Annotated in this window: 21 protein-coding genes and 1 pseudogene; 11 read left to right on the top strand and 11 right to left on the bottom strand. The window is 60.4% G+C overall.

Annotated elements, in window-relative coordinates:
* Nucleotides 1–356: 356 nt before the first annotated feature.
* Together HU727_RS17520 and HU727_RS17515 are read left to right on the top strand one after the other, a co-directional pair.
* Nucleotides 357–1,331 carry a 2-hydroxyacid dehydrogenase gene (locus HU727_RS17520; protein ID WP_186532781.1) on the top strand — a complete coding sequence of 325 codons (975 nt, stop codon included), beginning with the start codon at nt 357–359 and terminating at the stop codon, nt 1,329–1,331.
* Nucleotides 1,332–1,479: 148 nt separating this feature from the next.
* On the top strand, nt 1,480–1,989 hold the full coding sequence (locus tag HU727_RS17515) for a DUF2165 family protein (RefSeq protein ID WP_186532780.1): 510 nt from the start codon (nt 1,480–1,482) through the stop codon (nt 1,987–1,989).
* An 18-nt stretch (nt 1,990–2,007) separates the two neighbouring features.
* Here the strand turns inward: HU727_RS17515 and HU727_RS17510 are convergent, their stop codons facing one another.
* Nucleotides 2,008–2,910 (bottom strand): DMT family transporter, encoded by a 903-nt coding sequence (locus HU727_RS17510; RefSeq protein WP_186532779.1) that lies wholly within the window; start codon nt 2,908–2,910, stop codon nt 2,008–2,010.
* A 140-nt stretch (nt 2,911–3,050) separates the two neighbouring features.
* On the opposite strand from HU727_RS17510, the gene HU727_RS17505 reads away from it, so the two are divergent.
* Nucleotides 3,051–3,926, top strand: a complete 876-nt coding sequence (locus HU727_RS17505) for an AraC family transcriptional regulator (RefSeq protein ID WP_186532778.1) — start codon at nt 3,051–3,053, stop codon at nt 3,924–3,926.
* A gap of 200 nt (nt 3,927–4,126) precedes the next feature.
* Here the strand turns inward: HU727_RS17505 and HU727_RS17500 are convergent, their stop codons facing one another.
* From HU727_RS17500 to HU727_RS17490, 3 genes are all read right to left on the bottom strand, one after another.
* Nucleotides 4,127–6,556 (bottom strand): TonB-dependent siderophore receptor, encoded by a 2,430-nt coding sequence (locus tag HU727_RS17500; RefSeq protein WP_186532777.1) that lies wholly within the window; start codon nt 6,554–6,556, stop codon nt 4,127–4,129.
* Nucleotides 6,557–6,743: 187 nt separating this feature from the next.
* The gene (locus tag HU727_RS17495) at nt 6,744–7,733 is read right to left on the bottom strand and encodes a FecR family protein (RefSeq protein WP_186532776.1); all 990 of its coding nucleotides are present in this window, start codon (nt 7,731–7,733) and stop codon (nt 6,744–6,746) included.
* A complete protein-coding gene (locus tag HU727_RS17490) occupies nt 7,730–8,296 on the bottom strand; it encodes an RNA polymerase sigma factor (RefSeq protein ID WP_186532775.1) in 567 nt (188 codons plus the stop codon). The genes HU727_RS17495 and HU727_RS17490 overlap by 4 nt, the downstream gene beginning before the upstream one ends.
* A 325-nt stretch (nt 8,297–8,621) precedes the next feature.
* On the opposite strand from HU727_RS17490, the gene HU727_RS17485 reads away from it, so the two are divergent.
* The 3 genes from HU727_RS17485 to fecA all read left to right on the top strand — a co-directional run bounded on the left by HU727_RS17485 (nt 8,622) and on the right by fecA (nt 12,463).
* Nucleotides 8,622–9,110 carry a sigma-70 family RNA polymerase sigma factor gene (locus HU727_RS17485; protein WP_186532774.1) on the top strand — a complete coding sequence of 163 codons (489 nt, stop codon included), beginning with the start codon at nt 8,622–8,624 and terminating at the stop codon, nt 9,108–9,110.
* On the top strand, nt 9,107–10,039 hold the full coding sequence (locus HU727_RS17480; protein ID WP_186532773.1) for a DUF4880 domain-containing protein: 933 nt from the start codon (nt 9,107–9,109) through the stop codon (nt 10,037–10,039). Before HU727_RS17485 ends, HU727_RS17480 begins: the two co-directional genes overlap by 4 nt.
* Before the next feature lie 90 nt (nt 10,040–10,129).
* Nucleotides 10,130–12,463 carry a TonB-dependent Fe(3+) dicitrate receptor FecA gene (gene fecA, locus HU727_RS17475; RefSeq protein ID WP_186532772.1) on the top strand — a complete coding sequence of 778 codons (2,334 nt, stop codon included), beginning with the start codon at nt 10,130–10,132 and terminating at the stop codon, nt 12,461–12,463.
* A gap of 303 nt (nt 12,464–12,766) precedes the next feature.
* Here the strand turns inward: fecA and HU727_RS17470 are convergent, their stop codons facing one another.
* Together HU727_RS17470 and HU727_RS17465 are read right to left on the bottom strand one after the other, a co-directional pair.
* Nucleotides 12,767–13,174, bottom strand: a complete 408-nt coding sequence (locus HU727_RS17470) for an HPF/RaiA family ribosome-associated protein (protein WP_186532771.1) — start codon at nt 13,172–13,174, stop codon at nt 12,767–12,769.
* Nucleotides 13,175–13,373: 199 nt separating this feature from the next.
* Nucleotides 13,374–14,321, bottom strand: coding sequence for a LysR substrate-binding domain-containing protein (locus tag HU727_RS17465; RefSeq protein WP_186532770.1), 948 nt, complete (start codon nt 14,319–14,321; stop codon nt 13,374–13,376).
* A gap of 135 nt (nt 14,322–14,456) precedes the next feature.
* On the opposite strand from HU727_RS17465, the gene HU727_RS17460 reads away from it, so the two are divergent.
* From HU727_RS17460 to HU727_RS17450, 3 genes are all read left to right on the top strand, one after another.
* On the top strand, nt 14,457–15,833 hold the full coding sequence (locus HU727_RS17460) for an L-serine ammonia-lyase (protein ID WP_186532769.1): 1,377 nt from the start codon (nt 14,457–14,459) through the stop codon (nt 15,831–15,833).
* Between the two features lie 62 nt (nt 15,834–15,895).
* A complete protein-coding gene (locus HU727_RS17455) occupies nt 15,896–17,197 on the top strand; it encodes a serine/threonine transporter (RefSeq protein WP_186532768.1) in 1,302 nt (433 codons plus the stop codon).
* Nucleotides 17,198–17,413: 216 nt separating this feature from the next.
* Nucleotides 17,414–17,731 (top strand): DUF3509 domain-containing protein, encoded by a 318-nt coding sequence (locus HU727_RS17450; protein WP_186532767.1) that lies wholly within the window; start codon nt 17,414–17,416, stop codon nt 17,729–17,731.
* Here the strand turns inward: HU727_RS17450 and HU727_RS17445 are convergent.
* Nucleotides 17,728–18,228: a phosphate-starvation-inducible protein PsiE gene (locus HU727_RS17445; RefSeq protein WP_039759287.1), complete on the bottom strand. Its 501-nt coding sequence runs from the start codon at nt 18,226–18,228 to the stop codon at nt 17,728–17,730. The two genes, HU727_RS17450 and HU727_RS17445, sit on opposite strands and share 4 nt — an antisense overlap.
* Before the next feature lie 358 nt (nt 18,229–18,586).
* On the opposite strand from HU727_RS17445, the pseudogene HU727_RS17440 reads away from it, so the two are divergent.
* A pseudogene (locus tag HU727_RS17440) lies at nt 18,587–18,841 on the top strand (YebG family protein); the annotation flags it as partial.
* 142 nt (nt 18,842–18,983) lie between these two features.
* On the opposite strand, the gene HU727_RS17435 reads toward HU727_RS17440, so the two are convergent.
* Nucleotides 18,984–20,003 carry a Glu/Leu/Phe/Val dehydrogenase family protein gene (locus HU727_RS17435; RefSeq protein ID WP_186532765.1) on the bottom strand — a complete coding sequence of 340 codons (1,020 nt, stop codon included), beginning with the start codon at nt 20,001–20,003 and terminating at the stop codon, nt 18,984–18,986.
* A 182-nt stretch (nt 20,004–20,185) separates the two neighbouring features.
* On the opposite strand from HU727_RS17435, the gene HU727_RS17430 reads away from it, so the two are divergent.
* Complete coding sequence (locus HU727_RS17430; protein ID WP_186532764.1) at nt 20,186–20,989, top strand: SirB1 family protein; 804 nt, start codon at nt 20,186–20,188, stop codon at nt 20,987–20,989.
* 119 nt (nt 20,990–21,108) lie between these two features.
* On the opposite strand, the gene maiA is transcribed toward HU727_RS17430, so the two are convergent.
* The 3 genes from maiA to hmgA are packed head-to-tail and all read right to left on the bottom strand — an operon-like array spanning nt 21,109 to nt 24,372.
* Nucleotides 21,109–21,747, bottom strand: coding sequence for a maleylacetoacetate isomerase (gene maiA / locus HU727_RS17425; protein WP_186532763.1), 639 nt, complete (start codon nt 21,745–21,747; stop codon nt 21,109–21,111).
* Between the two features lie 12 nt (nt 21,748–21,759).
* A complete protein-coding gene (gene fahA / locus HU727_RS17420; protein WP_186532762.1) occupies nt 21,760–23,064 on the bottom strand; it encodes a fumarylacetoacetase in 1,305 nt (434 codons plus the stop codon).
* Nucleotides 23,065–23,067: 3 nt separating this feature from the next.
* Nucleotides 23,068–24,372 carry a homogentisate 1,2-dioxygenase gene (hmgA, locus tag HU727_RS17415; protein WP_186532761.1) on the bottom strand — a complete coding sequence of 435 codons (1,305 nt, stop codon included), beginning with the start codon at nt 24,370–24,372 and terminating at the stop codon, nt 23,068–23,070.
* Nucleotides 24,373–24,398: the final 26 nt, after the last annotated feature.

Below are 24,398 nucleotides of genomic sequence, written 5' to 3'. Positions count from 1 at the left end.
GGAAGGCTGAGTGGAGGGATTGATCCGGGCGTGGGAGCGCAGCGACCGTCTGGCGCAGCCAGACACAGCGGAAGGAGGTGCAGCGAAGCAAACCGGAGCCGCTGCGCCCGGATCAGTCCCGGAGCGAAGGAACCCGAGCCTGCGAGGGCCGAACGCAGGAGCAAGCCTTTTTGGGTACTTTTTCGGCGTCTGGAAAAAGTGCCTCGCCGTAAGGGCGAAACCGCCATCAGCAACCCCCAAAGAAACGGATATTCACACCAACCAAACCCAAAGCCTGGCCGGCCCAGAGGCCGCCAAGACAACCCAGGCGAGAAAATGTTAGCGTGCTTGCAATCAAGCCCGACGAGCCCTGAGCAATGAAAAAAACAGTCCTGGCCTTCAGCCGCATCACCCCGCCCATGATCGAACGCCTGCAAGAAGAGTTCGACGTCATCGTCCCCAACCCGAAGAACGGTGACATCAACGCCCAGTTCAACGACGCCCTCCCCCACGCCCACGGCCTCATCGGCGTAGGCCGCAAACTTGGCCGCGCACAACTCGAAACGGCGACAAAACTCGAAGTGGTCTCCAGCGTCTCGGTCGGCTACGACAACTACGACCTCGATTACTTCAACGAACGCGCGATCATGCTCACCAACACGCCGGACGTGCTCACCGAAAGCACCGCCGACCTTGCCTTCGCCCTGATCATGAGCAGCGCCCGCCGCGTTGCCGAACTCGACGCCTGGACCAAGGCCGGCCAATGGCAAGCCAGTGTCGGCGCCCCGCTGTTTGGCAGCGATGTGCACGGCAAAACCCTCGGCATCGTCGGCATGGGCAATATCGGCGCGGCCGTCGCCCGTCGTGGTCGCTTCGGCTTCAACATGCCGATCATCTACAGCGGCAACAGCCGCAAGACCGAACTGGAACAGGAACTCGGCGCGCAGTTTCGCAGCCTTGATCAACTGCTCGCCGAAGCCGATTTCGTCTGCCTGGTCGTGCCCCTCAGCGAAAAGACTCGCCACCTGATCAGCCACCGCGAATTGGCGCTGATGAAGCCAGGTGCGATTCTGGTCAACATCTCTCGCGGCCCGGTCGTTGACGAGCCGGCGCTGATCGAAGCGTTGCAGAACAACCGCATCCGCGGTGCCGGACTGGACGTTTACGAAAAAGAACCGCTGGCAGAATCGCCGCTGTTCCAGCTGAAAAACGCCGTGACCCTGCCGCACATCGGCTCGGCTACCCATGAAACTCGTGAGGCCATGGCCAACCGCGCATTGGCCAATCTGCGCAGCGCACTGCTCGGCGCACGGCCGCAGGATCTGGTCAATCCGCAAGTCTGGCGCGGCTAGAAAAAACGGGGCAGCGTACTGTTGCGCTGGCCCGTTCACTTATTCTTCTTACATAACTTGCAACCGTACGAAAAAGCCAAACCGGGCAGCCGCACTATAAGCTCTCGCAACTATCAACTTTCTGATTGATTGCCAAGAGAGCAACCCCGTGAACACCCTGACCACCGATAAACTCATTCGCTACAGCAAAGTCATCCTCATGGCTTATATAAGCTTCTTCGGCCTGCTGGTAATGTTCCAGAACTTCACTGACTACCAGGCCAATTACAATTACGTTGCGCACGTACTGAGCATGGACACCACCAACGCCAGTAAAAACGTCATGTACCGATCGATTGAATCGCCCATGATCCATCACCGGATCTACTGGTTCATCCTCACCATGGAAGTCACCTACACGGTGCTCTGCCTGATCGGAGCTTATCAGTTATATCGCCACGTCGATGCATCGGCTGAGGCATTTCATGAAGCCAAGAAGTATTCGATCATGGGCATCCTGGTCGCCATATTTATCTATTACGTATGTTTGCAAACCGTTGGTGTCGAGTGGTTCAACATGGACACTTCGCAATCATGGAATGCCAAGGACTGGTCGCGACATATTGTTGATTTCGTCTTCCCGGTTATGATTTACATCACATTGAAAGTTGAGCGCTGAACATCAGCGCTCGTTTAATCAAGCCAACTTTCCCTGCCCCGCTGACAGTGCAGCTTTGGGTTTACGAAACACCAACACATTGCCCAGCATCACCAACACCAGCCCGACCAGCGCCGGCGCGGTCCATTGATAACCCTCGGCAAAAGCCGACACATTCAATGCCACCACCGGAAACAACACGGTGCAGTACGCCGCTCGCTCCGGCCCCATGCGCCCGACCAGCGTGAGGTACGCAGTGAAACCGATCACCGAGCCGGGGATCACCAGATACAACAACGCACCGACATAACGCGGCGACCAATCCATGTCGAAGGGGATGCCTTTGATCAGACACCACACCGTCAACATCGCCGCACCATCGGCCATCCCCCAGGCGTTGGTGGTCAGCGGCCTGAGGCCTGCCTTCTGCTGCAAACTCGACAGCATATTGCCCGCCGAGAAACACAGGGTTCCGCACAGCGCCAGACCAAGCCCCAGCAGCGTTTGCGGACTTGCCTGATGCCCGGCCAACTGCGGCCAGAACAACAGCCCGAGACCGAACAGCCCCAACGCGCCGCCCATCAACACGTTGCGAGCGATGCGCTGGCCGAAGAACACCCGCGCGTTCAGCGCATTCCAAAGCGTTGCCGTCGAAAACACCACGGCCACCAGCCCGCTGGGAATCCACTGGCTGGCCGTCAAAAAGCACATGAAATTAACGCAAAACAGACACAAGCCTTGAGCTACACAGATCAAATGACCACGGCGGTTCATCGGTTGCAGACGCCGACTGAGCAGCAGCAACGCAAACAACACCAGCGCGGCGAGGCCGAAGCGATAGACGATCGACACCGGAATTTCGACCACGCCCAATTGCCATTTCAAGGCGATCCAGGTGGTTCCCCAGATCAGCACGGTCAGCAGATACAACGACAGGTTCATGGCAAGCACTCCTCAAGCAGGCCTTGAGTGTCTGCCTCGGCTGCACCTGCACGCTTGCAGATTCTTGCGCTTTTGTCCGCCGCCGGGCTGGCAGTGCGACGTCTACGGAGTAGGATGCAAGGCGTTGGAGAGAACCGAACATGGCCGCGATCGATACCCTGCAAGTCTTCCAGGCGCTTAACCGCTCGGCGAATGCACGCCTTGTGCACAGCGCCGAACTCGGTGACGGCTTGTCTGCGGCTTTGTGGACCAATCACCACGACGCCCAGGAATACGAAGCGCCCAGTCATCACACGCTCTCGTGTTACGTCGCCGGCGGCACCGGCACATTCCGTCGCGGCCAGCCGGGCCATAAGGGCGGGCCGGACAAGCTGTGCATTTTGCCGGCCGATCATGAATCGGGTTGGGTGATCAACGGCGATATCCGTCTCGCGCACCTGTATTTCAGCGCCGAACAATTCGCCCTTGGTTGCGTCACCTTGCTCGACCGCGAACCGCGCGAGATGCAGTTGCGCGAACAGACCTTCCTCGAAGATCCCCAGCAGGCGCAGCGCTTTCGGCAATTGTTGAGCCTGAACTGGCAAGAGCCGGCCGAGCGCTTGCTGACCAGCAGCCTCGCCCACGAATTGATCAGCCACACCCTGCTCAGCCAGGTCGGCGTGCGACAGGGCCTGCGCTTGAAAGGCGGACTGGCGCCGCATCAGCGCCGACAACTGGTGGAATTCATCGACAACCAATTGGCCGAACCGATCAGCCTCGGCGAACTGGCCGGGTTATGCGCGCTGTCGGAATACCACTTTGCGCGAATGTTTCGCGTGAGTTTCGGGCTGCCGCCGCATCAATATGTGCTGGCGCGCCGCTTGAGTCGCGCGCGGGAATTGCTGCGCGGGACGGCGCTGCCGGTGGGCGAGATTGCGCTGGCGTGCGGGTTTGCCAGTGCCAGTCATTTCACCAATCGATTCAGGCAGGTTCTGGGCGGGACGCCGGGAGAATATCGGCAGGCGTTTTTGCGTTGAGCCCGAGTCCCCTCACCCCAGCCCTCTCCCAAAGGGAGAGGGGGCCGACCGTGGGAGATTGAAGAGTTGCGGCGACCTGAAAGTGCTTCACCGAATCCATAATCGGCTCGATATTTCAGGTCCACATATAGCGCGAGACACCGCGGTCAGTCCCCTCTTCCTCCGGGAGAGGGCTAGGGTGAGGGGCTTTTGACCTTATCTCAAAACTCCAGAGTGCTGGAAAGCGACACCTGCCGCGAATCCCCCATCGACACAAAGAACCGGCTCGCCGACGAGGTGTAATAGGTGCGATCGAACAGGTTCTTCACGTTCAACTGAAACTTGACCTTCTGCCCCTCGATCCTGGTGTCGTAGGTCGCAAACGCATCAGCCACGGTGTAGCTCGGCAGATCAAAATCATTCACGGCATTACCGGCGCGCTCACCGACATAACGCGCCCCGGCGCCGACCCGCAATTGATCGCCACCCAACACATTGCCGAAGTCGTACACCGCCGACAGCGAGCCGGAATTCTTTGCCACGTTTTGCAGACGCTTGCCTTTGTATTCCGGGTCTTCGGTGACCTCGGCATCGGTATAGGCGTAGCTGCCGATCAGGTTCCAGCGCTCGCTGAGCTGGCCGCTCACATCCACTTCCAGCCCGCGTGAACGCACCTCGCCCGCCGCGCTGTAAATCGTCGTCGGCCCTTCGGAGTTGGCCACCAGCACATTGCGTTTCCTGATGTCGAACAGCGCGATATTGCCGGTGATGCTGCCCGGCACGTCCAGCCGCGCGCCGAGCTCCCAGGATTTGGCCTCTTCCGGCGCAATGCTGCCGTCGAGCACGGTGCTGCTGCCGCTCAGCGGGGCGATGGTCGAGTTGGGTTTGAACGATTCGGTGTAGCTGCCGTAAAACGACAACGCGTCGGTGTAGCGATACACCAGCCCTGCGCGAGGCACCCATTTCTGGCCGTTGCTGTCGGTGTTGGCCTTGAACGGCACGCCTTTGCCGGCGTACTGGTCGTATTCCTGAAAGCGCCCGCCGGCCACCAGAATCCATTGATCGTTGAGGTGGATCGAGTCCTGCAGGAACACCGAGTCGCTGCGCAGTTCATCGGTCTGTGCGCTGTCGGGCGCGCTGACGGTGGTGCCCATCACTTCGCGCCCGTAAACCGGATTGAGGTAGCTGAAGGTGGTCAGGCTTTTCTGGCGGATCAGATCCTCGCGATAGATCTTGCGGTACTCGTCGTCGACACCCAACACCAGGTCGTGCTGCATGCCCAGCACCTTGACCTTGCCTTCGAGGCTGGCGGTGGTGAAACGATCGGTGCTGATCGCATTCTGCGTACCGTCCATGCTGCGTGTCAGTGTGCCGTTGCGGGTGTTGATGGCGGTCACGCGGACCTGGCTGGCATCGTACGTTTCGCGGTTCCAGCTATAGCCGAAGTGGGCTTTCCAGTCGTCGTTGAGTTCGTGATCGGCTTCGAAGTGGTACAGATCCGAGCGCCCTTCCATGTCGTTGAACGGCTCGTCGAGTCGTTCCTTTCGCGAGATATCCAGAGGGTCGTTGGTGCGCGGATCGATCAAGGTGCCACGGTCGAACGGGGTGAGAAATTCGCGGTGCTCGTAGGCGAACAGCAGCGTGGTGCGCTCGCCGTACCAGGCCAGCGACGGCGCGATCAAGGTCTCGCGGTGAGTGCCGAAGTTGCGCCAGTAATCTTCGTCTTCGTGATCAAGGACCATGCGATAGGCGAAGCCGGAATCGCCCAGCGCGCCGGTGCTGTCGAAGGCGCCGCCGCTACCGTTCTTGCCGTCACCGTAGGTCGAGCCGCGCAGGGTCAGGGCGTTGTACTGAGTGAGTTCTGGCTTCTTGCTGACCAGATTGACCACGCCGCCCGGATCCTGAATCCCGTAGAGCAACGACGCCGGGCCCTTGAGCACTTCGACACGTTCCACCGTGGCGTTCATGCCACGGCCCTGCACGATCGGCATGCCGTCGCGCATGATCGAACCGTTGCGGTTGTCACCGAAACCGCGGGTCATGACCGAATCCTGCGTGCTGCCCAGGGTGTTGCCCTGAGTGATGCCGCTGACGTTGGCCAGTGCGTCATCGAGATTGCGCGGCGCCTGATCGCGAATGACCTGCGCCGGGATGACGTTGACGGTCTGCGGCGTTTCTTGCAGCGACGCCGAGGAGCGCATCACCGAGCTGTTTGGCGGCGGCTGATAGCTCATCGATTCGTCGCGCATCGACGTGATCGTCGTGGCGCCAAGATTGAGTGCGCCTTCAGTAGGCGTCGGCTCAAGCGCCAGGGTGTGGCTGTCGGTGCGACGAAAGCTCAGGCCGGAGTTGCCGAGCAAGCGTTGCAGCGCTTGTTCGGCACTCATCCGGCCATTGACCGCCGAAGCATTGAGGCCGTAAGGCGCTTCATCGGTGTAGACCACGCTTTGCCCGGTGACGCGACTGAAGTCGCTCAACGCTTGCGGCAGCGGTTTGGCGACCAAGGCGAAATCGAACTGCCGCTGCGGCTGATTGCTCACCGCTTCCGCCGCCAGCGCCACACTCATCGGCAGCAGCGCCAACGCGGTAAAACTTAACGCCGATACGCCCAACCACTGTTTGACCAAACCCGATTTTGCCCTGGACTTCATTGCTCGATGACCTGTGTAGAACCGCAACGGATGCGAATGGATCGCAGTTTCAGTCACTACACGGATGGGGCTTGGGGTTACCTCACCACAAACTCGAAAATATTCCTGAAGATCAAAAGATCGCAGCCTTCGTCAGCTCCTACATTGGACCCGATCCCTGCCGAAGGCTGCGATTTATTGCTCTGCATCACCGCAGAATAATCAGACTACCCAACACCCGATGCTGCTCAAACCCCAACACGCCCTGCAGCGAATTGAGCACTGCCTGCGGGTCCTTGCTTGGAAAACTGCCACTGACCCTGCGCGCCGCCAGCGCGTCATTGAGCACAACAATCCGCCCCGGGTAATAGCGGCGCAAATCCGCCACCACGTCGGCCAGCGTCGTTTTGTAGTAGGTCAGCCAACCCTGACGCCACGCCAGCTGCGCCTCACTGTCCACGGCATGCAGTTTTTCCGCCTTGCCGTCGGCGTAGGCAACTTGCTGGCCGGCGGTGAGGATCTGCTGTTGGCGATCCAGATCCGCGATCACGCCGACACGCCCGGACAATACCGTCACCTGCGCGCCGTGAGGTTGCAGGCGCACTTCGAACTGTGTGCCCAGCACCCGCGCCTCGCCCTGCTCGGCCGCGACCACAAACGGATCGCCGGTGTGGCTGACGTTAAAGAAACCAGCCCCACGAATCAGTTGCACACGCCGCTGGCCCTGGCCGAAATCCACAGCAATCGCACTGTCGGCATCCAGGGTCACTTGTGTTTGATCGGCCAGGGTCACGGTGCGGATTTCGCCGGGCGCAGAGACGTAATCGGCGCCCAGATCATCGATCCAGCGTTGCGGCTGCCACCCGCTGCCGAGGCTGACCATCAACAGCAGGCACGCCGCCATCGCCAGCGCTGCGGACCAACGCCGCAACGATGAGCGACGCGGGCGTTCCATCGCCTGCAGAAAACCTTGCAGGGCGACTGCCTCCTCATCGGCCAGCGTGCGCGCCGGGCCTTCGCTCAATTCCCAGAGCACCTGCGCCCGCGCATACGCCTCGGCATGGGCAGGATCGGCGCGCAACCATTGACTGAACGTCAGCTGGTCGCCGGTGCTCGGCTGGTCATGCAACAGGCTCAGCCAGGCCAGCGCGGCCTGCTCCTGAGCGGGCGTCGGAGTGATCGGATGTGAGGGCTTCACGGTGCTTTCCCTGGCAGGCGTGGCGTGGGTTCGCGCAGGCTGGCCTTGCAGGCCTCGAGGGCGCGCATCATATGTTTTTCCACGGCACTTTGGGACAGGCCCATGGCCTTGGCGATCTCGGCGTACTTGCGCCCGTGAATGCGATTGAGCAAAAAAATCTGCCGGGTACGTTCGGGCAACGCGCGCAACGCCGCTTCGACATGGCGCAGATCATTCCCCGCTTCGAGCGCTGCCTGGGGTCCGCTGCCATGGCTGTCGGGTTCGTCCGGCTGCCAGCCTTCGTTGACCCGGCTGCGCGCACCTTCGCTGCGCAAATGGTCGATGGCGATGTTGCCGGCGCAGCGCAACAGGTAAGTGCTGAGCTCTTCGACCTGCACCAGCGGCCGGCGCCAGAAACGCAGGAAAAGATCCTGCACCAGATCCGCCGCCGTCGCCCGGCAACCGACGCGCCGATTCACCAGTGCTTCCATTTGCGAACGCTGGGACAGAAATACCTGCAGAAAATGTGCACGCGCGCCACGCGCTTCGCCATCGCGCGACTCCGGTGGCAGCTCAGTCAGCATCTCAGCACTGCGCCCAGGCGTGCCGCCAGGCCATTGCGCGACGAAAACCCTCTTTCATGCCAGCCCCAGGCCGCGCGCGACGCCGGGGACCGTGGCCAGACGATAGGACATGGGAAGCGTGGCGAGTTTGCCTTTCATGGATTGACCCGAAACGAAGAATGCCCGGCCGACAAGCCGAACCAGCAAGCGAGCAATATTAATGATAAATATTCTCATACGCAAAAGCATCTGATTGCCTGACACTGTTGCCAAGCCCTACAATGCGAACCGTTCTTGTTCTCTAACGCACGTTCTCTACGCAAGCAATGCGTCCGGAGTCTTATCGTTGCCGCCCGCCCATTCCGTCGACTCGCTCTACCAGGCCCATCACAGCTGGCTCACCGGTTGGCTGCGGCGCAAACTCGGCTGCCCGGACAGCGCGGCGGATCTGGCTCAGGACACGTTCATCAAGGTCCTGACCGCCCGTGAGCCAACGGTAATCATCGAACCACGCGCTTTTCTCACCACCCTTGCCAAGCGCGTGTTGTTCAATCATTACCGGCGACAGGATCTGGAGCGCGCCTACCTCGACACGCTGGCGCAAATGCCCGAGATGGTCGCTCCGTCGGAAGAACACAAAGCGATCATCTTGCAGACGCTCACGGAGCTTGATGAACTGCTCGATGGTTTGCCGCGTCAGGTCAAAGGCGCCTTCCTGCTCGCACAGGTCGATGGCCTGACTTATCCACAGATCGCTGCAGAACTGGGTATTTCCGTGGCCACGGTCAAACGCCATCTGAACAAAGCGGCGATGCGCTGCTACTTCGCGCTATGAACCGCACGCCGGATTTTTCCTCACACGTTGCCGAACAGGCTGTGCATTGGTTGCTGGAAATGCAGCAAGGCACGCTTTCCCCGCGCCAGCAAATTGCCTGGCAGCAATGGCTGGACGCGCACACCGAACATCGCCGGGCGTGGGAACACATGCAACGGGTCAACCAGCGCCTGCGCGGCGTGTCTTCGCCTTTGGCCCATGCGGCACTGAACGGGCCGAAGTCCGACAGCCGTCGGCAGGCGCTGAAACTGTTGCTGATTCTGGGCGCCGGTTCGGCGCTGACCTGGGGCCTGCGCGAGCACACGCCGCTGCCGTCGCTGCTCGCCGATTACCGCACGCCGGTCGGGCAACGACGCAAGGTTTCGCTGGGCGGCGTCGATTCGTTGCAACTCAACACCGCCAGCGCTGCCGATGTCGATGGCGCGCAACGGCTGATTCGTCTGCTGGAAGGCGAGGCACTCCTGAGCGCTGCAAATCCTTTCGTCATACGAACGGCGCAAGGCACACTGAAGACTCAAGGCGCACGCCTCAATGTGCGCCAGTTCGCCGATCGAACGCAGGTTGCACTGTTTGAAGGGCGGGTCGAACTGACCGCCAATTACCGCGCGCCGATGCTGCTGCCCGCTGCGCGTCAGCTGAGTTTCACCGCAAGCTCCGTCAGCGAGGCCAAGCCATTGGACGCCAACAGCGGCGCCTGGACGGACGGCATGCTGGTGGCCGCGCACATGCGCCTGGGCGACTTTCTCGAAGAGCTTGGGCGCTACCGTCGCGGCCAGTTGAGTTGCGACAGCGCCGTCGCCGACCTGCTGATTTCCGGAACGTATCCACTGGATGACAGCGAGCGGATTCTCGACCTGCTGCAAATCAGTCTGCCGGTCAGAGTGAAGCGGTTTACGCGTTATTGGGTGAGCGTCGAAGCCCGGGCTTAAAAAGAACGCAAAATAAATGAGCCGTTTTTCAGATCTGGCGTGACAGAGAAGGAAAGCCCCCTTGATTCCACCTTCTCAGGATCATCCGACATGCAGCCCACTCGCCTCACGCCGCTGGCCCGCAGCCTGCGCAACCTTGTGCTCGGCGCTAGCCTGAGCCTCACTGCCCTGCCCGCCGCGCTGGCCGCCGACGCCAAGGCTTACCACATCGCCCCGGCGTCGCTGGAAACCGCACTGAACCAGTTCGGCCGTGAAGCCGGCGTGCTGATTTCATTCGGTTCGCAAGTCACCGGCGGCGTGCAAAGCCGAGGCCTGGAAGGCAATTACACGCCAGAACAGGGCCTCAATGCCCTGCTCGAAGGCACCGGCCTGCAGGCCCGCGCCGAAGGCAACAATGCGTTCAGCCTGCAACCGGTGGATGATGCGGCACTTGAGTTGGACACCTCGACGGTGGTCGGCGATTGGCTTGGCGATGCGGCGCAGATCAACGTCTTCGAACACCCCGGCGCACGCGATGTGATCCGTCGCGAAGCATTCGAGCGTCAGGGCGCGACTCAGGCCCGCGACGTGCTCAACCGCATCCCTGGCGTTAATGCGCCCGAGAACAACGGCACTGGCAGTCATGACATGGCGCTGAACTTCGGCATTCGCGGTTTGAATCCGCGCCTGGCCGCCCGCTCGACGGTTTTGATGGACGGCATCCCGGTGCCTTTCGCGCCTTACGGTCAGCCGCAGTTGTCGTTCGCGCCGATCAGCATGGGCAACATGGACGCCGTGGACGTGGTGCGCGGCGGTGGGGCGGTGCGTTATGGCCCGCAGAACGTCGGCGGTGTGGTCAATTTCGTGACCCGTGCGATCCCCGACGAGCCAACGGTCAAGGGCGGTTTCCAGACGGAAACCAGCCCGTCATCGAGCCACGACGGCTTCAAGACCAGCGCCAACCTGTTGGCCGGCGGCACCAACGCCAACGGTATGGGCGGCGCGTTGCTGTACTCCGGCACGCGCGGCGGCGACTGGCGTGAACACAGCGATACCGAAATCGACGACCTGATCCTCAAGGGCAAATACCAGCTCGACGAGGCCAACAGCTTCAACGCCATGGCCCAGTATTACGAAGGCAAGGCCGACATGCCCGGCGGTCTGAACGTTGCCGATTACGATGCTGACCCTTATCAGTCAACGCGCCCCAAAGACCAATTCTGGGGACGCCGCACGATGTTCAACTTCGGCTATCGCTATCAGGAAGATCGCCGCGAATTCACCGCCAACACTTTCTTCACCAAAACCCTGCGCAGCGGTTATCTGGATCAGGGCACCTTTCTCTCGCTGTCGCCGCGCGAGTATTGGGTGCGCGGGCTGGAAACCCGTTTCGCCCAGGGCTTCGACCTCGGCCCGACCAGCCACGAAGTCGGCGTCGGCTACCGTTACATCAACGAGGCCGGCCATGAACTGCGCTATCGCACCCCCATCGCCAGTAACGAATACCCGACTACCAACAGCCGCAACGACCGCGACACACGTGGCGGTACCGAGGCGAATGCGTTCTTCGTCGACGACCGCATCGACATTGGCAAATGGACCATCACCCCGGGCGTGCGCTACGAGATGATCGAGTCGCAACAGACCAACAATCTGACCAACGTCAAATACAAGGGTGATTACAACACCGCACTGCCGGCGCTGAACGTGCTTTACCACCTGACCGATAGCTGGAATCTGTACGCCAACACCGAGGGCTCGTTCGGCAGCGTGCAGTACAGCCAGATGCCCAACCGCGTGACCAGCGGCGAAGTGAAACCGGAGAAGGCGCGCACCTGGGAAGTCGGCACACGTTACGACAACGGTGCATTGCGCGCGGAAATCGGCGCGTTCCTGATCAACTTCGACAACCAGTACGAAAGCAACCAGACCAACGATTCGGTGATCGCCCGAGGCGAAACCCGCCATCAGGGCATCGAGACCAGCGTCAACTACGCACTGGATGACTTGAGCCCGGCGCTGGCCGGTTTCGATGTGTACGCCTCGTACGCCTATGTCGATGCGACCATTCGCGAAGACGGGCCGAACAAGGGAAACCGCGTGCCGTTCTCCTCGAAACACAAGGGCACGCTAGGCGTCGGCTATACCGAAGGCCCGTGGAAGCTCAATCTGGACAGCAGTTTCCAGAGCGACCAGTTCGCCGACAACGCCAATACGTCAAAGGAAAGCGCTGATGGCAGCACCGGCAAGATCCCGGGTTACATGCTCTTCAGCAGCCGTGCGGGGTATGACTTCGGGCCGCAGTTGTCGGATTTGAACGTGGCGATGGGGGTGAAGAACATCTTCAACACCCAGTACTTCACTCGCTCGTTTGATGACAACAACAAGGGCAAGTACGTGGGCGAGCCGCGCACGGTTTATGTGCAGACGTCGGTCGCGTTCTGACGCCTCCCCTTTGAAAGTCAAAAGCCCCTCACCCTAACCCTCTCCCGGAGGGAGAGGGGACTGATTGGGGGATGCTTGATAATTACATCCACCTGAAAGTGTTCTACGGAATCCATAATCGACTCGAACTTTCAGGTCGACGTGCTTCTTCAGACAACTCGGTCGGCCCCCTCTCCCTCGGGAGAGGGCTGGGGTGAGGGGCTATGCTCTGAAAACCTGCCGGGAAACAACCAACACCACAAACAAAAAAACGGGCCTGCTTCAGCAGGCCCGTTCCCATTGGTGAATTAAAGGATCAACGCATCAACTGTTGATCGCCGCCTGTTCATTCTCGAGAAATTCTTCCTCCAGCAACGAGTCGTTGGCTTTACCGGTAAAGGGCACAATGGCGGCGCGTGGTTTGCCGCGCAGTTTGCCGAAGAGATGCTCCAGCTTGTGCTCCAGTTTTTCCGCCGCACCGTCGATCGCCTGTTCCAGCGAGTCGGCTTTGTGGGTCACGGAAATCGGTTGGTGGCCTTTTGGCCGCGCTTCCAGCTGGCAGCGCATGTCATGGGGACCTGGCTTCTCGCCGTTCTCGTCGCTGAGGTGGACTTCGACACGGGTCAGGTCTTCTTCATAACGTTCGAGCGTGCTCTCAATAGTTGTACGTACCCACTCCTCCAGTCGCTTACTGCTTTGAATATGGTTATTGCTGTTGACTTGGATTTGCATAGTTCATCCCTTATTTCAGCTAGCTCGTCAGAGGTCGCAGACAGAATTCCTGACCTCCTGGTTACAACAATCGGCCCGGCGACCGAACATTTCAACCCCCGAAAAAAGATAAATATTCATTCGCAAAAAAAGCCGGACAACCGAGCGAAGCGCTGGTAAGGTCGGGAGTTGGGTCGCCTCGCCTGTTTGCAAAATCCGCTCACAATTGCCCATCATTCAGCGGGTGCAGGCTACGAAATATCCCCGCCTCTTCCACCAGCCAGTCATGCACGGCGCGTACGCCCGGATGGCTCAATGCCCCCGGCGAATACAGCAACACGTAGCGTTTGTGATTGGGCACTGACAGGCCGAATGGCACGATCAGGGTGCCGCGCTCAAGCTCATCGTTGAGCAGCGTGCGCCGCGCAATCGCCACGCCCATGCCGGCAATCGCTGCTTCGATGGTCAGGTGATTGCGATTGAAGGTATGCCCGCGTCGGACATCGGCGCCTTCGAAGCCGATCGCATTCAAATAAAATTCCCATTCCGCGTATTCGTAACTGCCGCGCCAGGCGGTGATGTCGTGCAACAGTGGAAAATGCACCAGATCCGCCGGCCCGTGCAGCGGCGGCCGACCGCGCAACAGGCTTGGCGCGCACACCGGAAAAATCTGCTCGTCGAGCAAGGCTGTGGATAACAATCCGGGGTAACTGCCATCGTTCAAGTCGATCGCCAGATCGAAGTCTCCTTCGTGCAAGGGCACGCTGCTGTCCTCCGCCACCAGCCGCAACTGGATGTCCGGGTAGCGTTGTTGCAGGCGCGGCAAGCGCGGGGTCAGCCACTTGCTGAGGAATGAAGGAATCGAACGCAGCCGCAAAATCCCGCTGATCATTCCCGCGTCCAGACGACGCAGTTCGGCATCGATGCTGCCGTAGGCTTCGTTGACGGTAATTGCCAACCGCTGCCCTTCCGCACTCAACTCCACACCGCGTGCGCGGCGATGAAAAAGACGGAAGCCGAGGCGTTCTTCCAACTGGCGAATCTGCTGGCTGACCGCGCCCGGAGTGATGTGCAGTTCTTCTGCGCAGCGGGTGAACGACAGGTGCCGCGCGGCGCAGGCAAACACCTGCAGCCAGACGTACGTCTGGGCATGCAATTGACGACTCATTGTTTAGTCCTGCTAAAGGCTGTCTTAGGAAGTTTCGTTGGTCACGTCGGACCGAGGCAGGCAGTATCGCCGACATTGCGCTTGTCCTACAAAAAATGGCAGCGATTCCTACTCCATCGCTTGTAAGGGTTTAGCATGGCTATCAGTGTTTTCGATCTGTTCAAAGTCGGCATCGGCCCGTCCAGCTCGCATACCGTCGGTCCGATGCGCGCGGCGGCCACGTTTGCCCAGGCTCTGATCGACCAGCATTTGCTCGACAATGTGGTACGCGTCGAGATCCGCCTGTACGGCTCGCTGTCAGCCACCGGTGTCGGCCACGCCACCGACCGCGCCACAGTCATGGGCCTGATGAGTGAATGGCCGGACAGCATCGATCCGTCGACTATCGATCCACGCATCGAGCAATTGCGCGAAACCGGGCAACTGTCCCTGGCCGGCCAGAGCTCGATCGCCTTCAACTGGGCAAGCGATTTGCTGCTGCTCGACGAGAGCCTGCCCTACCACCCCAATGCCATGTCGCTGACAGCCTTCGGCGAAACCGGCGAGCTGTTCGAGCAAACGTACTACTCGGTGGGCGGCGGTTTCATTATCGAAGCGGCGGAAGCCGAGTCTGGCGTGGCGCCGGCCAGTGACGTGGTCCTGCCGTACGATTTTTCCAGCGCTGCCGAGCTTCTGGCCTTGTGCAAAAAACACAACCTGCGCGTGTCCGAACTGATGATGGCCAACGAACGCGCATGGCGCAGCGACGCCGAAATCCGCCAGGGCCTTTTGCACATCTGGTCAGTGATGCGTGAGTGCGTCGAGCAAGGCCTGCGCCACGAAGGCATCCTGCCCGGCGGCCTGAACGTCCCGCGTCGCGCGGCGAAACTGCACCGCAGCCTGCTGGAAATAGGCAAACCGAATGTGATCAGTTCAACCCTGTCGGCGATGGAGTGGGTCAACCTGTTCGCGCTTGCCGTCAACGAAGAAAACGCCGCTGGGGGGCGCATGGTCACGGCACCCACCAACGGCGCCGCCGGGATCATCCCGGCCGTTCTGCACTACTACATGAAATTCAATCCGGAGGCGTCTGACGATGACGTCGTCGCATTCTTTCTGGGCGCAGCCGCCGTCGGCATTCTGTGTAAGAAAAATGCCTCGATCTCCGGCGCCGAAGTTGGCTGCCAGGGCGAAGTCGGCTCAGCGTGTGCGATGGCAGCGGCAGGCCTGGCCGATGTGCTCGGCGCGACTCCCGAGCAACTGGAGAACGCCGCCGAAATCGGCCTGGAACATAACCTCGGCCTGACCTGCGATCCGGTCGGCGGCCTGGTGCAAGTGCCGTGCATCGAACGCAACGCGATCGCTGCGGTGAAGGCGATCAATGCCACGCAAATGGCCCTGCGTGGCGACGGCAATCACTTCATTTCCCTCGACCGGGTGATCCGCACCATGCGCGACACCGGCGCCGACATGCATGACAAATACAAAGAAACTTCACGGGGCGGCCTGGCCGTGAACTGGGTGGAGTGCTGAGCAGCCTCCCCTGCCGCCCGTAACACGTGAGCCCGAGCAAGAATAATAACGAGGCAAAAACGATGACCGATGTACGTACACCTGCTGCCGAAAATCCCGCTGTAGACCTGACACGCAACGCAGAAACAGCCCACAAGGGCTGGAGTAAATTCGACACCACCTGGATGCTGGGCCTTTACGGCACAGCGATTGGTGCCGGCACCCTGTTCCTGCCCATCAACGCTGGTGTCGGCGGTTTCTGGCCACTGCTGATACTGGCCGTGCTGGCCTTCCCGATGACATTTTTCGCCCACCGTGGCCTGACCCGGTTTGTGTTGTCCGGGCGCTCCGGGAACATCACCGAAGTAGTCGAGGAGCACTTCGGCATCGGCGCTGGCAAGCTGATCACGCTGCTGTATTTCTTCGCGATCTTCCCCATCCTTCTGGTCTACAGCGTGGCGTTGACCAATACCCTGAGCAGCTTCCTCGAACACCAATTGCACATCGCACCGCCGCCCAGGGCGATTTTGTCCCTGGGACTGATCCTCGGCTTGATGGCGATTGTCCGCTGCGGTCAAAGCGTCATCGTCAAAGCCATGAGCGTGCTGGTCTATCCGTTTGTCGCCGCGTTGCTGCTGCTCGCAATCAGCCTGATCCCCAACTGGAACGGCGCGTTCTTCGCCAGCGCCCAAGAGGCTATGCCCGCCTCGGCATTCTTCAATACCCTGTGGCTGGCGATCCCCGTCATGGTGTTCTCGTTCAACCACTCGCCCATCATTTCCGCCTTCGCCGTCGAGCAGAAACAACGCTATGGCGAGCAGGCCGAACGCAAGAGCAGCGGCATTCTCGCCATGGCCCACGCAATGATGGTCGTGACGGTGATGTTTTTCTGTTTCAGCTGCGTACTGGCGCTGTCACCGGCGGACCTGGCCGCAGCCAAGGCACAGAACATTTCGATCCTTTCGTATCTGGCCAACCACTTCCAGACCCCGGTCATCGCTTACGCCGCACCGCTGATTGCGCTCGTGGCAATCACCAAATCCTTCCTCGGCCACTACATCGGTGCCAGTGAAGGCTTTCAGGGCATCATCGTCAAAAGCCTGCGCAGCCGTGGCCGGGTGGTTTCGGCGAACTGGCTGAACAAGGTCACCGCGCTGTTCATGATCCTCAGTTGCTGGGCGGTCGCGACCTTCAACCCAAGCATCCTGGGCATGATCGAAACCCTCGGCGGCCCGGTGATTGCCTGTTTGTTGTTCCTGATGCCGATGTACGCCATCCGCCGCGTGCCAGCCTTGCGCCAGTATTCAGGCCAGGCGTCCAACGTGTTCGTGGTGCTGATCGGACTGATTGCACTGTCAGCGATCATCTATTCATTCCTGCCCTGAAAACGCGCCATAAAAAAAGGCGAGCGCCCTGGCTCGCCTTTTTCATCGCCGCGTTCATTGTTCGACAATTTTTCCGGCATGCCCCTTGCTACGTCCCCCTTGAGGCAAAAGGAAATTGCAAACCTCAGCGAACGAGATGCCAGTGGTCTGGTATGGCGAACCAAATCAGATCATGGCCGGTCAACAACTGCACGTTCAATCAGGCGGTGACGCATCATGGACAACCCGTTTCAGATCATTACCGATGCCTTCGCGCCGGACTATCAGATCAATTTGAGCATTCAGGGCCTGGACGGCAGCATCATGCTGACCCTGTCCAACGCTGGCCGTGTCGTGGCCAAACGCATGATCAGCGCCGAACAGCGCAACGATCCCGAGCGTTTGAAACGGCTGGTGCAAAGCATTCAATTCGGCATCGCCATCGAACAGGGCCACAGCGCCATGTCGATCCTCGAAGCCATGACCAGCGGCGCCGGGCTCACCCCGCCACCGCCACGCGTCCAAAACCCGCCCGGCCAGACGGCGGGCCTTTAGAGCTCGCCCTTCTCCACTTCAGGATGTTCACTGGAACCCGTACCGAGCTTGCGCTGCGGGTTCTCGATCTTCACTGACGGGAATTGCGACGAAGCGTATCGCACCACCAGAATGGCGAACGCGAGCAACAGAATGCCGCCGCACAGATAGATGATGCCCATGTCTGGCGGGTTGTGGTGCGAGACATTGGAGATCAGCAACCGCGTCAGCGCGGTGATTGCCACGTAGATCAGGAAGCGCACCGGCATGTGGTTGGTCTTGAAATAAATCCCGACCATTGCCCCCAGTTCCAGATAGATGAACAGCAGCAGAATGTCATCGATCTTGATGTGCCCGACCTCGAGCATTCCGAGAAACTCCATCACCGCCGCCCACGCCGTCACCGCACCGATGGCGAACAGCGCCAGGTAGTGAAAGGTCTCGACGAACAGGTTGCCCAGGGACTCGGCCAGTTGATGCACGTTTCGCCGCAGTTTCTCGGCCCAGTTGATTTTCACGATGATGTTCCTTAGCCCGTTTCGGGCGGATGATGCGTGTTGGACGTGACGGTTTCCCGCACGCGCCCTTTTGCAGAATATCTTCATGCAGGTTCAGGGCCACGCATCATGGCAATCCGCCGCAAAACCCGCGCCGTGGCGTTTGGTCGCACCATCATGCTTTTTGTGGGAGCGAGCCTGCTCGCCAATAGGGGTCGCACCTGCGATCACTGGCAGCAGCGCGGGCCCTGACAAACCCCAAATCCGGTCTACATTGAAAAGCCACTACCCATCGCGCAAGGATTCGCTTATCCTTTTCGCTGTATATGGATACAGTAGTCGTCGAGACAACTTAATGTGAAGGCATGTGAGGTGGTGAATGGCCGTCGAAGTGGTATACCGCAGCAGCCGAGATCTGGAGCGCTTGTTCATGGATAAAGCCGAAGCTGATCGTCATGACAAAATGCTCGAACTGGCCGAATATCTGGCCGATGTGCTGCAAAAAGCCGTTCCGTCCCTGACCGAACAGCAAGTAGAAGAAGCCGGGATCTACATGGCGAAGAATCGCGATGTGTTCGCCCGGGCATTCAAGAGCCAGCCTGATGCACTGTCAGAGCTGATCAACGCACCGGCCGAGCCGGTCGAGAAGGCTGATGAGGCTGAGCCTGCAGAGGCGCCGGTGAAACCGGTCAAAGCGGCGAAGGCAGCGAAGTAATCGAAGCCCGAATTGAACAGGCCCTGAGTCGTAGGCTCAGGGCCTTTTTGATGCATGACATTTACCGATACAAAACTTTCTCTGCCAATTCATCCGCCACCCGCGCCGGTGAACGTTTTTCCGCCTGCGCGTGGGCAAATACTTCGGTCAGCCGTGAACTGATTTTCGACAGGTGCGCAGTAATCGTCGGCAACTCTTCGCCACGGTGCTTCAGCGAAACGTAGATCAGTCCGCCAGCATTGATCACGTAATCCGGCGCATAAAGAATGCCGCGCCGCTCCAGTTGATCGGCGACATCCAGATGGCTCAATTGATTGTTCGCCGAACCGGCCACTGCCGAACAGCGCAGCTGGGCGACCGAGTGACTGTTGAGCACCCCGCCCAATCCGCACGGCGCGAGAATATCGCAGGGCGTGCTGAGCAATGCGTCGTTGGCGATCGGGTGGGCATTGAGTTGTTCCATCGCCAGTTGCACTTTGCCGTGGTCGATGTCACTGACCAGCAGTTCGGCGCCCGCAGCGTGCAGTTGCTCGGCCAGCGCGTAACCGACATTGCCAAGCCCCTGGATCGCAATGCGCAGCCCCTCGAGGTTGTCGCTTCCCAGTCGTGCCATCGCTGTCGCGCGAATGCCGGTGAACACCCCCATAGCCGCGTGCGGCGCCGGGTCACCCGCCGAGGTGGTGCTGGTGACATGCTGGGTCTGCTGAGCGATGCAGTCCATGTCCGCCACAGACGTACCGCTGTCGATGGCGGTAATGTAGCGGCCGTCGAGTTGTTCAATGCAACGACCTAAGGCTTCGAACAACGCGCCGCGATTTTCGACATGGGCCGGACGCACGATCACCGCAACGCCGCCGCCCTGCGCAAGACCGGCCAGCGCCGCTTTGTAGCTCATGTTTTGCGCCAGGCGAATGGCATCCTCGACAGCGGATTCGTCGTTGGGATAGGCAAGATAACGGCATCCGCCCAGGGCTGGCCCGAGACGGCTGTTATGAATGGCAATGACCGCCTTCAACCCGGTAACCGGGTCAACGCTCAGGTGCAGCGATTCCAGGCGAGTGCTTTGCATGAGAGCGAACATCGACGGGCTCCCGAATCACTTCTTGTAGAACGCCAGTATAGGCTTGCCCCTGAAAATTGCTGGCGCGCGCCGGAATAAGCCGCCGAGCGGACAACGACTTGCCGATATATTCCATCCCCTGCGTCAGCTACTGGACGAATATCCCGGACGGGGCTAAAACGAGGCATTGGAGGAAGATGTCGATGAGTCCGCGCCAACATTTTTTTGAGTGCCTGCACCGTTCACCGCCAGCCCTGCTGGAAGCTGCGCTGTGGATAAGCGCCGAGCACGACAAAACCCTCGCGCCCGAGGCGTTGCTGCGCACCTTCAACGACCTGCAGCAACGGGTCAGCTACGGCTTGCCGATGCTGCCGGTCAGCGAACTGGCGCAACCGCTGTTGCGACGCATGGTCGATCTGGGCTTCGCTCAGGACGATTTTTTGCCGCTGCGCCCACAAGCTGCGTTGCTGCATCGCGTGTTGCAGACCCAACGCGGTCAGCCATTGGCGCTGGCGCTGATCGCACTGGAATTGGCGCACGGCCTGGAGATTCCATTGGTCGGCGTAAATTTTCCGGGGCATTTCCTGCTCCGCGTGCCTGGCGCCGATCACTTGCTCGACCCTTGCGGCGGGCGGCGTCTTTACCCCAATGACTGCCGCGAATTGTTGCAGCGCCAGTATGGGCCGAACATGAAGCTCAGCGCCGAACATCTGCTGACCGCGACGCCCGTGCAGATGCTCCAGCGTCTGTCACGCAACTTGCGCCAATTGCACCTGACTCACGACGACTACATCGCCGCGCTGATCGACGCTGAACGGGTGCTCGAGCTGGGTGGCGCCAAGGCCGCCGATTACATGGCGCGGGCGAGCCTGTACCAGCGGCTGGATTGCCCGAACGCCGAACGCTTTGATCTGGAGCATGCGCTGTTGCTCAGCGAAGACCCGATCCAGCGCTTGCGCCTGACCGAACGACTCGGCCACCTGCCGCCAGACGCTGTCGTTCACTGAAATACTTTGTGGGCCCCGACATAAATCCATGTGGAGCGAACCTGCCCGCGAAGCAGACGCCTCGGCCTGACTGGCAGACCGCGTTATCGTTCTTCGCGAGCAGGCTCACTCCCACTGGGTCATCTCGGCGTGTCCGGCTGATTGGCCGGATGCGCCTTGATAAACGCGGGGTGCTCTGCGGCGAGCGCGGCGACGCGGCGGATTTTCGGGTAGCCGTCGAGGCTGACGTCAAAGCGCTCAGCCGCGTACAACTGCGGGATCAGGTACACATCGGCCACACACGGCCATTCACCAAAACAGAATCCGCTGTCGCCGATCAACTGTTCAACCGTCGCCAGCCCTTGAGCGATCCAGTGACTGATCCACTCCACAACCTGTGCCTCGTCATGCCCATACTGGCGCAGTCGATTAAGCACGCTGACGTTGTGCAGAGGATGCACATCGCAACCGACAACCGCCGCGACACCACGCACTTGAGCGCGTGCCACGAGATCAACCGGCAGCAACGGCACCTGTGGATAGCGTTCCTCCAGGTACTCGATGATCGCCGGTGACTGAATCAGTAACGCCCCTTCATCGGTGCGCAAGGCCGGCACGCGGCCCTGCGGATTGATCGCCAGATACGCCGCTTGCCGATGCTCGCCACCGGTCAGCGCGATCAGGTTGACCGGCAATGCCTGGTAATCCAGCCCCTTCAACGCCAGCGCAATGCGCACCCGATACGACGAAGTGGAACGGTAATAGGTATAGAGATCCATGAGCTGCTCCCCTCAGCGCGCCGCGACTACTGTGCCGCGACATTCGCCGAAGCCGATCGAGGCAAAGCCCTCACGGGCGCAGCGGGCGCGCAGGATGATTTCGTCGCCGTCCTCAAGGAATTTGCGCACTTCGCCGGAGGCCAGCTCGATCGGCTTTTTACCGCCCTCGGTGATTTCCAGCAAGCTGCCGAACTGGCCGTTTTCCGGGCCGGACAAGGTGCCCGAACCGAACAGGTCGCCGGCCTGCAGCTGGCAGCCGTTGACGCTGTGGTGCGCGACCATTTGCGCGACGGTCCAGTACATGTAACGGGTGTTGCTCAGGGTCAGGCGATGGGCCGGCAGATTCTGTTCGCGCATGGTTTCGGTGAGCAGCAGCACTTCCAGTTCGATGTCAAAGGCACCGCCGTCCTGATCGCGCTTATCGAACAGATACGGCAGCGGCTGTGGATCGCCTTCAGGGCGCGCCGGTTGCGCGGTACGGAATGGCGCCAGCGCTTCGGCCGTGACGACCCAAGGCGAGACGCTGGTGATGAAACTCTTCGACAGAAACGGGCCGAGCGGCTGGTATTCCCAAGCCTGGATGTCGCGAGCCGACCAATCGTTGAGCAGGCAGAAACCGGCGATGTGTTCGGCAGCGTCACCGATGGCAATCGGTTCGCCCATCTCGTTGCCCTGGCCAATCCAGATGCCGAGTTCCAGTTCGTAGTCCAGGCGTGCGCAAGGGCCAAACACCGGCTCGCTCGCGCCGGCCGGCAGGGTCTGGCCTTTCGGACGGCGCACGTCGGTACCGGATGCTCGCACCGTCGACGCGCGACCGTGATAGCCGATCGGCACGTGCTTGTAGTTGGGCAGCAACGGATTATCCGGGCGAAAGAGCTTGCCGACGTTCTGCGCATGCTCGATGCCGACGTAGAAGTCGGTGTAATCGCTGATGCGCGCTGGCAGGTGCATCTGGCAATCGGCAGCCAGCGGCAACAGCGTTGCGCCTTGGGCTTCGATGCTGCCGCGATGGATGCTGCCTTCGCTGAAGAGTTCGAGCAAACGCTCGCGCAAGGCGACACGGGCTTCGCGGCCCAGTTCGAAGAATGCGTTCAGCTGGCCGCCGCGCATCGCTTCGACCGCATTGCGCGCGACGCCGTCAAACAGCCCGGCATCAAGCGCGACTTGTAGATCGAAGATGTATTCGCCGATAGCCACACCGCTGCGCGGCGCTGAATCGTTGATGCTGAACACGCCAAGCGGTAGGTTTTGCAAGGGGAAGTCGGCGTGACCGTTGGCCGAAGCGACCCAGCTGCGGGTGATGGAAGTCTGCGTCATGGGTTATCTCCGGGTCGGGTCGAACGTGGCGGGCAATGTCGCCCAGCAGGCGTCGTAATTGGGTTGCAGTTGCGGGCATTCGAGGGCGAAGCGGCTCGGGCGCAGCACCTGGCTGGTTTCGAACATGAAGGCCATGGTGTTATCGATTTTCGTTGGCTTGAGTTCGGCGTTGATGGCTTTGGTGCAGGTCTCGCCGTCCGGCCCGTGGGCGCTCATGCAGCTGTGCAGGGAGGCACCGCCGGGCACGAAGCCTTCGGCCTTGGCGTCGTATTCACCCTGGATCAGGCCCATGAATTCGTTCATCAGGTTGCGGTGAAACCACGGCGGCCGGAAGGTGCTCTCGGCGACCATCCAGCGCGGCGGGAAGATCACGAAGTCGAGATTGGCCAGACCGTGCACGCTGGTCGGTGAGGTCAATACGGTGAAAATCGACGGATCGGGATGATCGAAGCTCACGGTGCCAATGGTGTTGAATCGACGCAGATCATATTTATACGGCACGTTATTGCCGTGCCAGGCGACCACGTTGAGCGGCGAATGATTAAGTTCGGTGGCCCACAACTGGCCAAGGAATTTCTGCACCAGCGTGGTCGGTTGCTGGAGGTTTTCGTAAGCGGCAACCGGCGCGAGAAAATCCCTTGGATTGGCCAGGCCGTTGCTGCCGATCGGCCCGAGGTCCGGCAGGCGCAGCGGCGCGCCATGGTTTTCGGCGATGTAGCCCCGTGCCTGCGAATCGAGCAATTCGACGCGGAACTTCAGACCGCGTGGCAGCACGGCGATCTCCAAAGGCGCGACGTCCAGCACACCCAGCTCGGTTGCGATGCGCAGGCGGCCGAGTTGCGGCACCAGCAGCATTTCGCCGTCGGCATTGAAGAACACGCGCTCCATCGAACGGTTGGCGGTGTAGTTGTAAATGCTGATGCCGCAAGGTTTCTCAGCGCCCGAGTTGGCCGCCATGCTCACCAGCCCATCGATGAAATCCGTCGGCTCGGCGGGAATGTCCAGCGCGTTCCAGCGCAGCCGGTTGGGGGTCACTTCGCCCAACGGACCGCCGGCCAGTTGCCGTTCCAGTTTGACGAATGCCGGATGATTGGCCGACGGCTGAATCCGGTACATCCAGGTGCGCCGCGCTTCACTGCGGGCCATGGTGAACGCCGTGCCGGAGAACAATTCGGTGTAGAGGCCGTACGGGTTTTTTTGCGGGGAGTTCTGGCCAACGGGCAGCGCGCCGGGCAACGCTTCAGTGCTGAATTCGTTGCCGAAGCCAGACTGGTAAACCAGGGCCTGCGCGGTTGAATCGAGGTTCATGGAGCCTCCTGAACAGGGAGTCGGCA

Source organism: Pseudomonas khorasanensis (assembly GCF_014268505.2).
In the GTDB taxonomy this organism is placed as follows: Bacteria; Pseudomonadota; Gammaproteobacteria; order Pseudomonadales; family Pseudomonadaceae; genus Aquipseudomonas; species Aquipseudomonas khorasanensis.
Note: the sequence above shows the minus strand (reverse complement) of the source record. Positions and strands in the feature narration are given on the sequence as shown.

What these genes read in the sequence shown, in the direction of transcription:
- HU727_RS17520 (WP_186532781.1), top strand. Translation starts at nt 357, where the DNA reads ATGAAAAAAACAGTCCTGGCCTTCAGCCGCATCACCCCGCCCATGATC.
- HU727_RS17510 (WP_186532779.1), bottom strand. Translation starts at nt 2,910, where the DNA reads ATGAACCTGTCGTTGTATCTGCTGACCGTGCTGATCTGGGGAACCACC.
- HU727_RS17505 (WP_186532778.1), top strand. Translation starts at nt 3,051, where the DNA reads ATGGCCGCGATCGATACCCTGCAAGTCTTCCAGGCGCTTAACCGCTCG.
- HU727_RS17500 (WP_186532777.1), bottom strand. Translation starts at nt 6,556, where the DNA reads ATGAAGTCCAGGGCAAAATCGGGTTTGGTCAAACAGTGGTTGGGCGTA.
- HU727_RS17490 (WP_186532775.1), bottom strand. Translation starts at nt 8,296, where the DNA reads ATGCTGACTGAGCTGCCACCGGAGTCGCGCGATGGCGAAGCGCGTGGC.
- HU727_RS17480 (WP_186532773.1), top strand. Translation starts at nt 9,107, where the DNA reads ATGAACCGCACGCCGGATTTTTCCTCACACGTTGCCGAACAGGCTGTG.
- fecA (WP_186532772.1), top strand. Translation starts at nt 10,130, where the DNA reads ATGCAGCCCACTCGCCTCACGCCGCTGGCCCGCAGCCTGCGCAACCTT.
- HU727_RS17470 (WP_186532771.1), bottom strand. Translation starts at nt 13,174, where the DNA reads ATGCAAATCCAAGTCAACAGCAATAACCATATTCAAAGCAGTAAGCGA.
- HU727_RS17465 (WP_186532770.1), bottom strand. Translation starts at nt 14,321, where the DNA reads ATGAGTCGTCAATTGCATGCCCAGACGTACGTCTGGCTGCAGGTGTTT.
- HU727_RS17460 (WP_186532769.1), top strand. Translation starts at nt 14,457, where the DNA reads ATGGCTATCAGTGTTTTCGATCTGTTCAAAGTCGGCATCGGCCCGTCC.
- HU727_RS17455 (WP_186532768.1), top strand. Translation starts at nt 15,896, where the DNA reads ATGACCGATGTACGTACACCTGCTGCCGAAAATCCCGCTGTAGACCTG.
- HU727_RS17450 (WP_186532767.1), top strand. Translation starts at nt 17,414, where the DNA reads ATGGACAACCCGTTTCAGATCATTACCGATGCCTTCGCGCCGGACTAT.
- HU727_RS17435 (WP_186532765.1), bottom strand. Translation starts at nt 20,003, where the DNA reads ATGTTCGCTCTCATGCAAAGCACTCGCCTGGAATCGCTGCACCTGAGC.
- HU727_RS17430 (WP_186532764.1), top strand. Translation starts at nt 20,186, where the DNA reads ATGAGTCCGCGCCAACATTTTTTTGAGTGCCTGCACCGTTCACCGCCA.
- maiA (WP_186532763.1), bottom strand. Translation starts at nt 21,747, where the DNA reads ATGGATCTCTATACCTATTACCGTTCCACTTCGTCGTATCGGGTGCGC.
- fahA (WP_186532762.1), bottom strand. Translation starts at nt 23,064, where the DNA reads ATGACGCAGACTTCCATCACCCGCAGCTGGGTCGCTTCGGCCAACGGT.
- hmgA (WP_186532761.1), bottom strand. Translation starts at nt 24,372, where the DNA reads ATGAACCTCGATTCAACCGCGCAGGCCCTGGTTTACCAGTCTGGCTTC.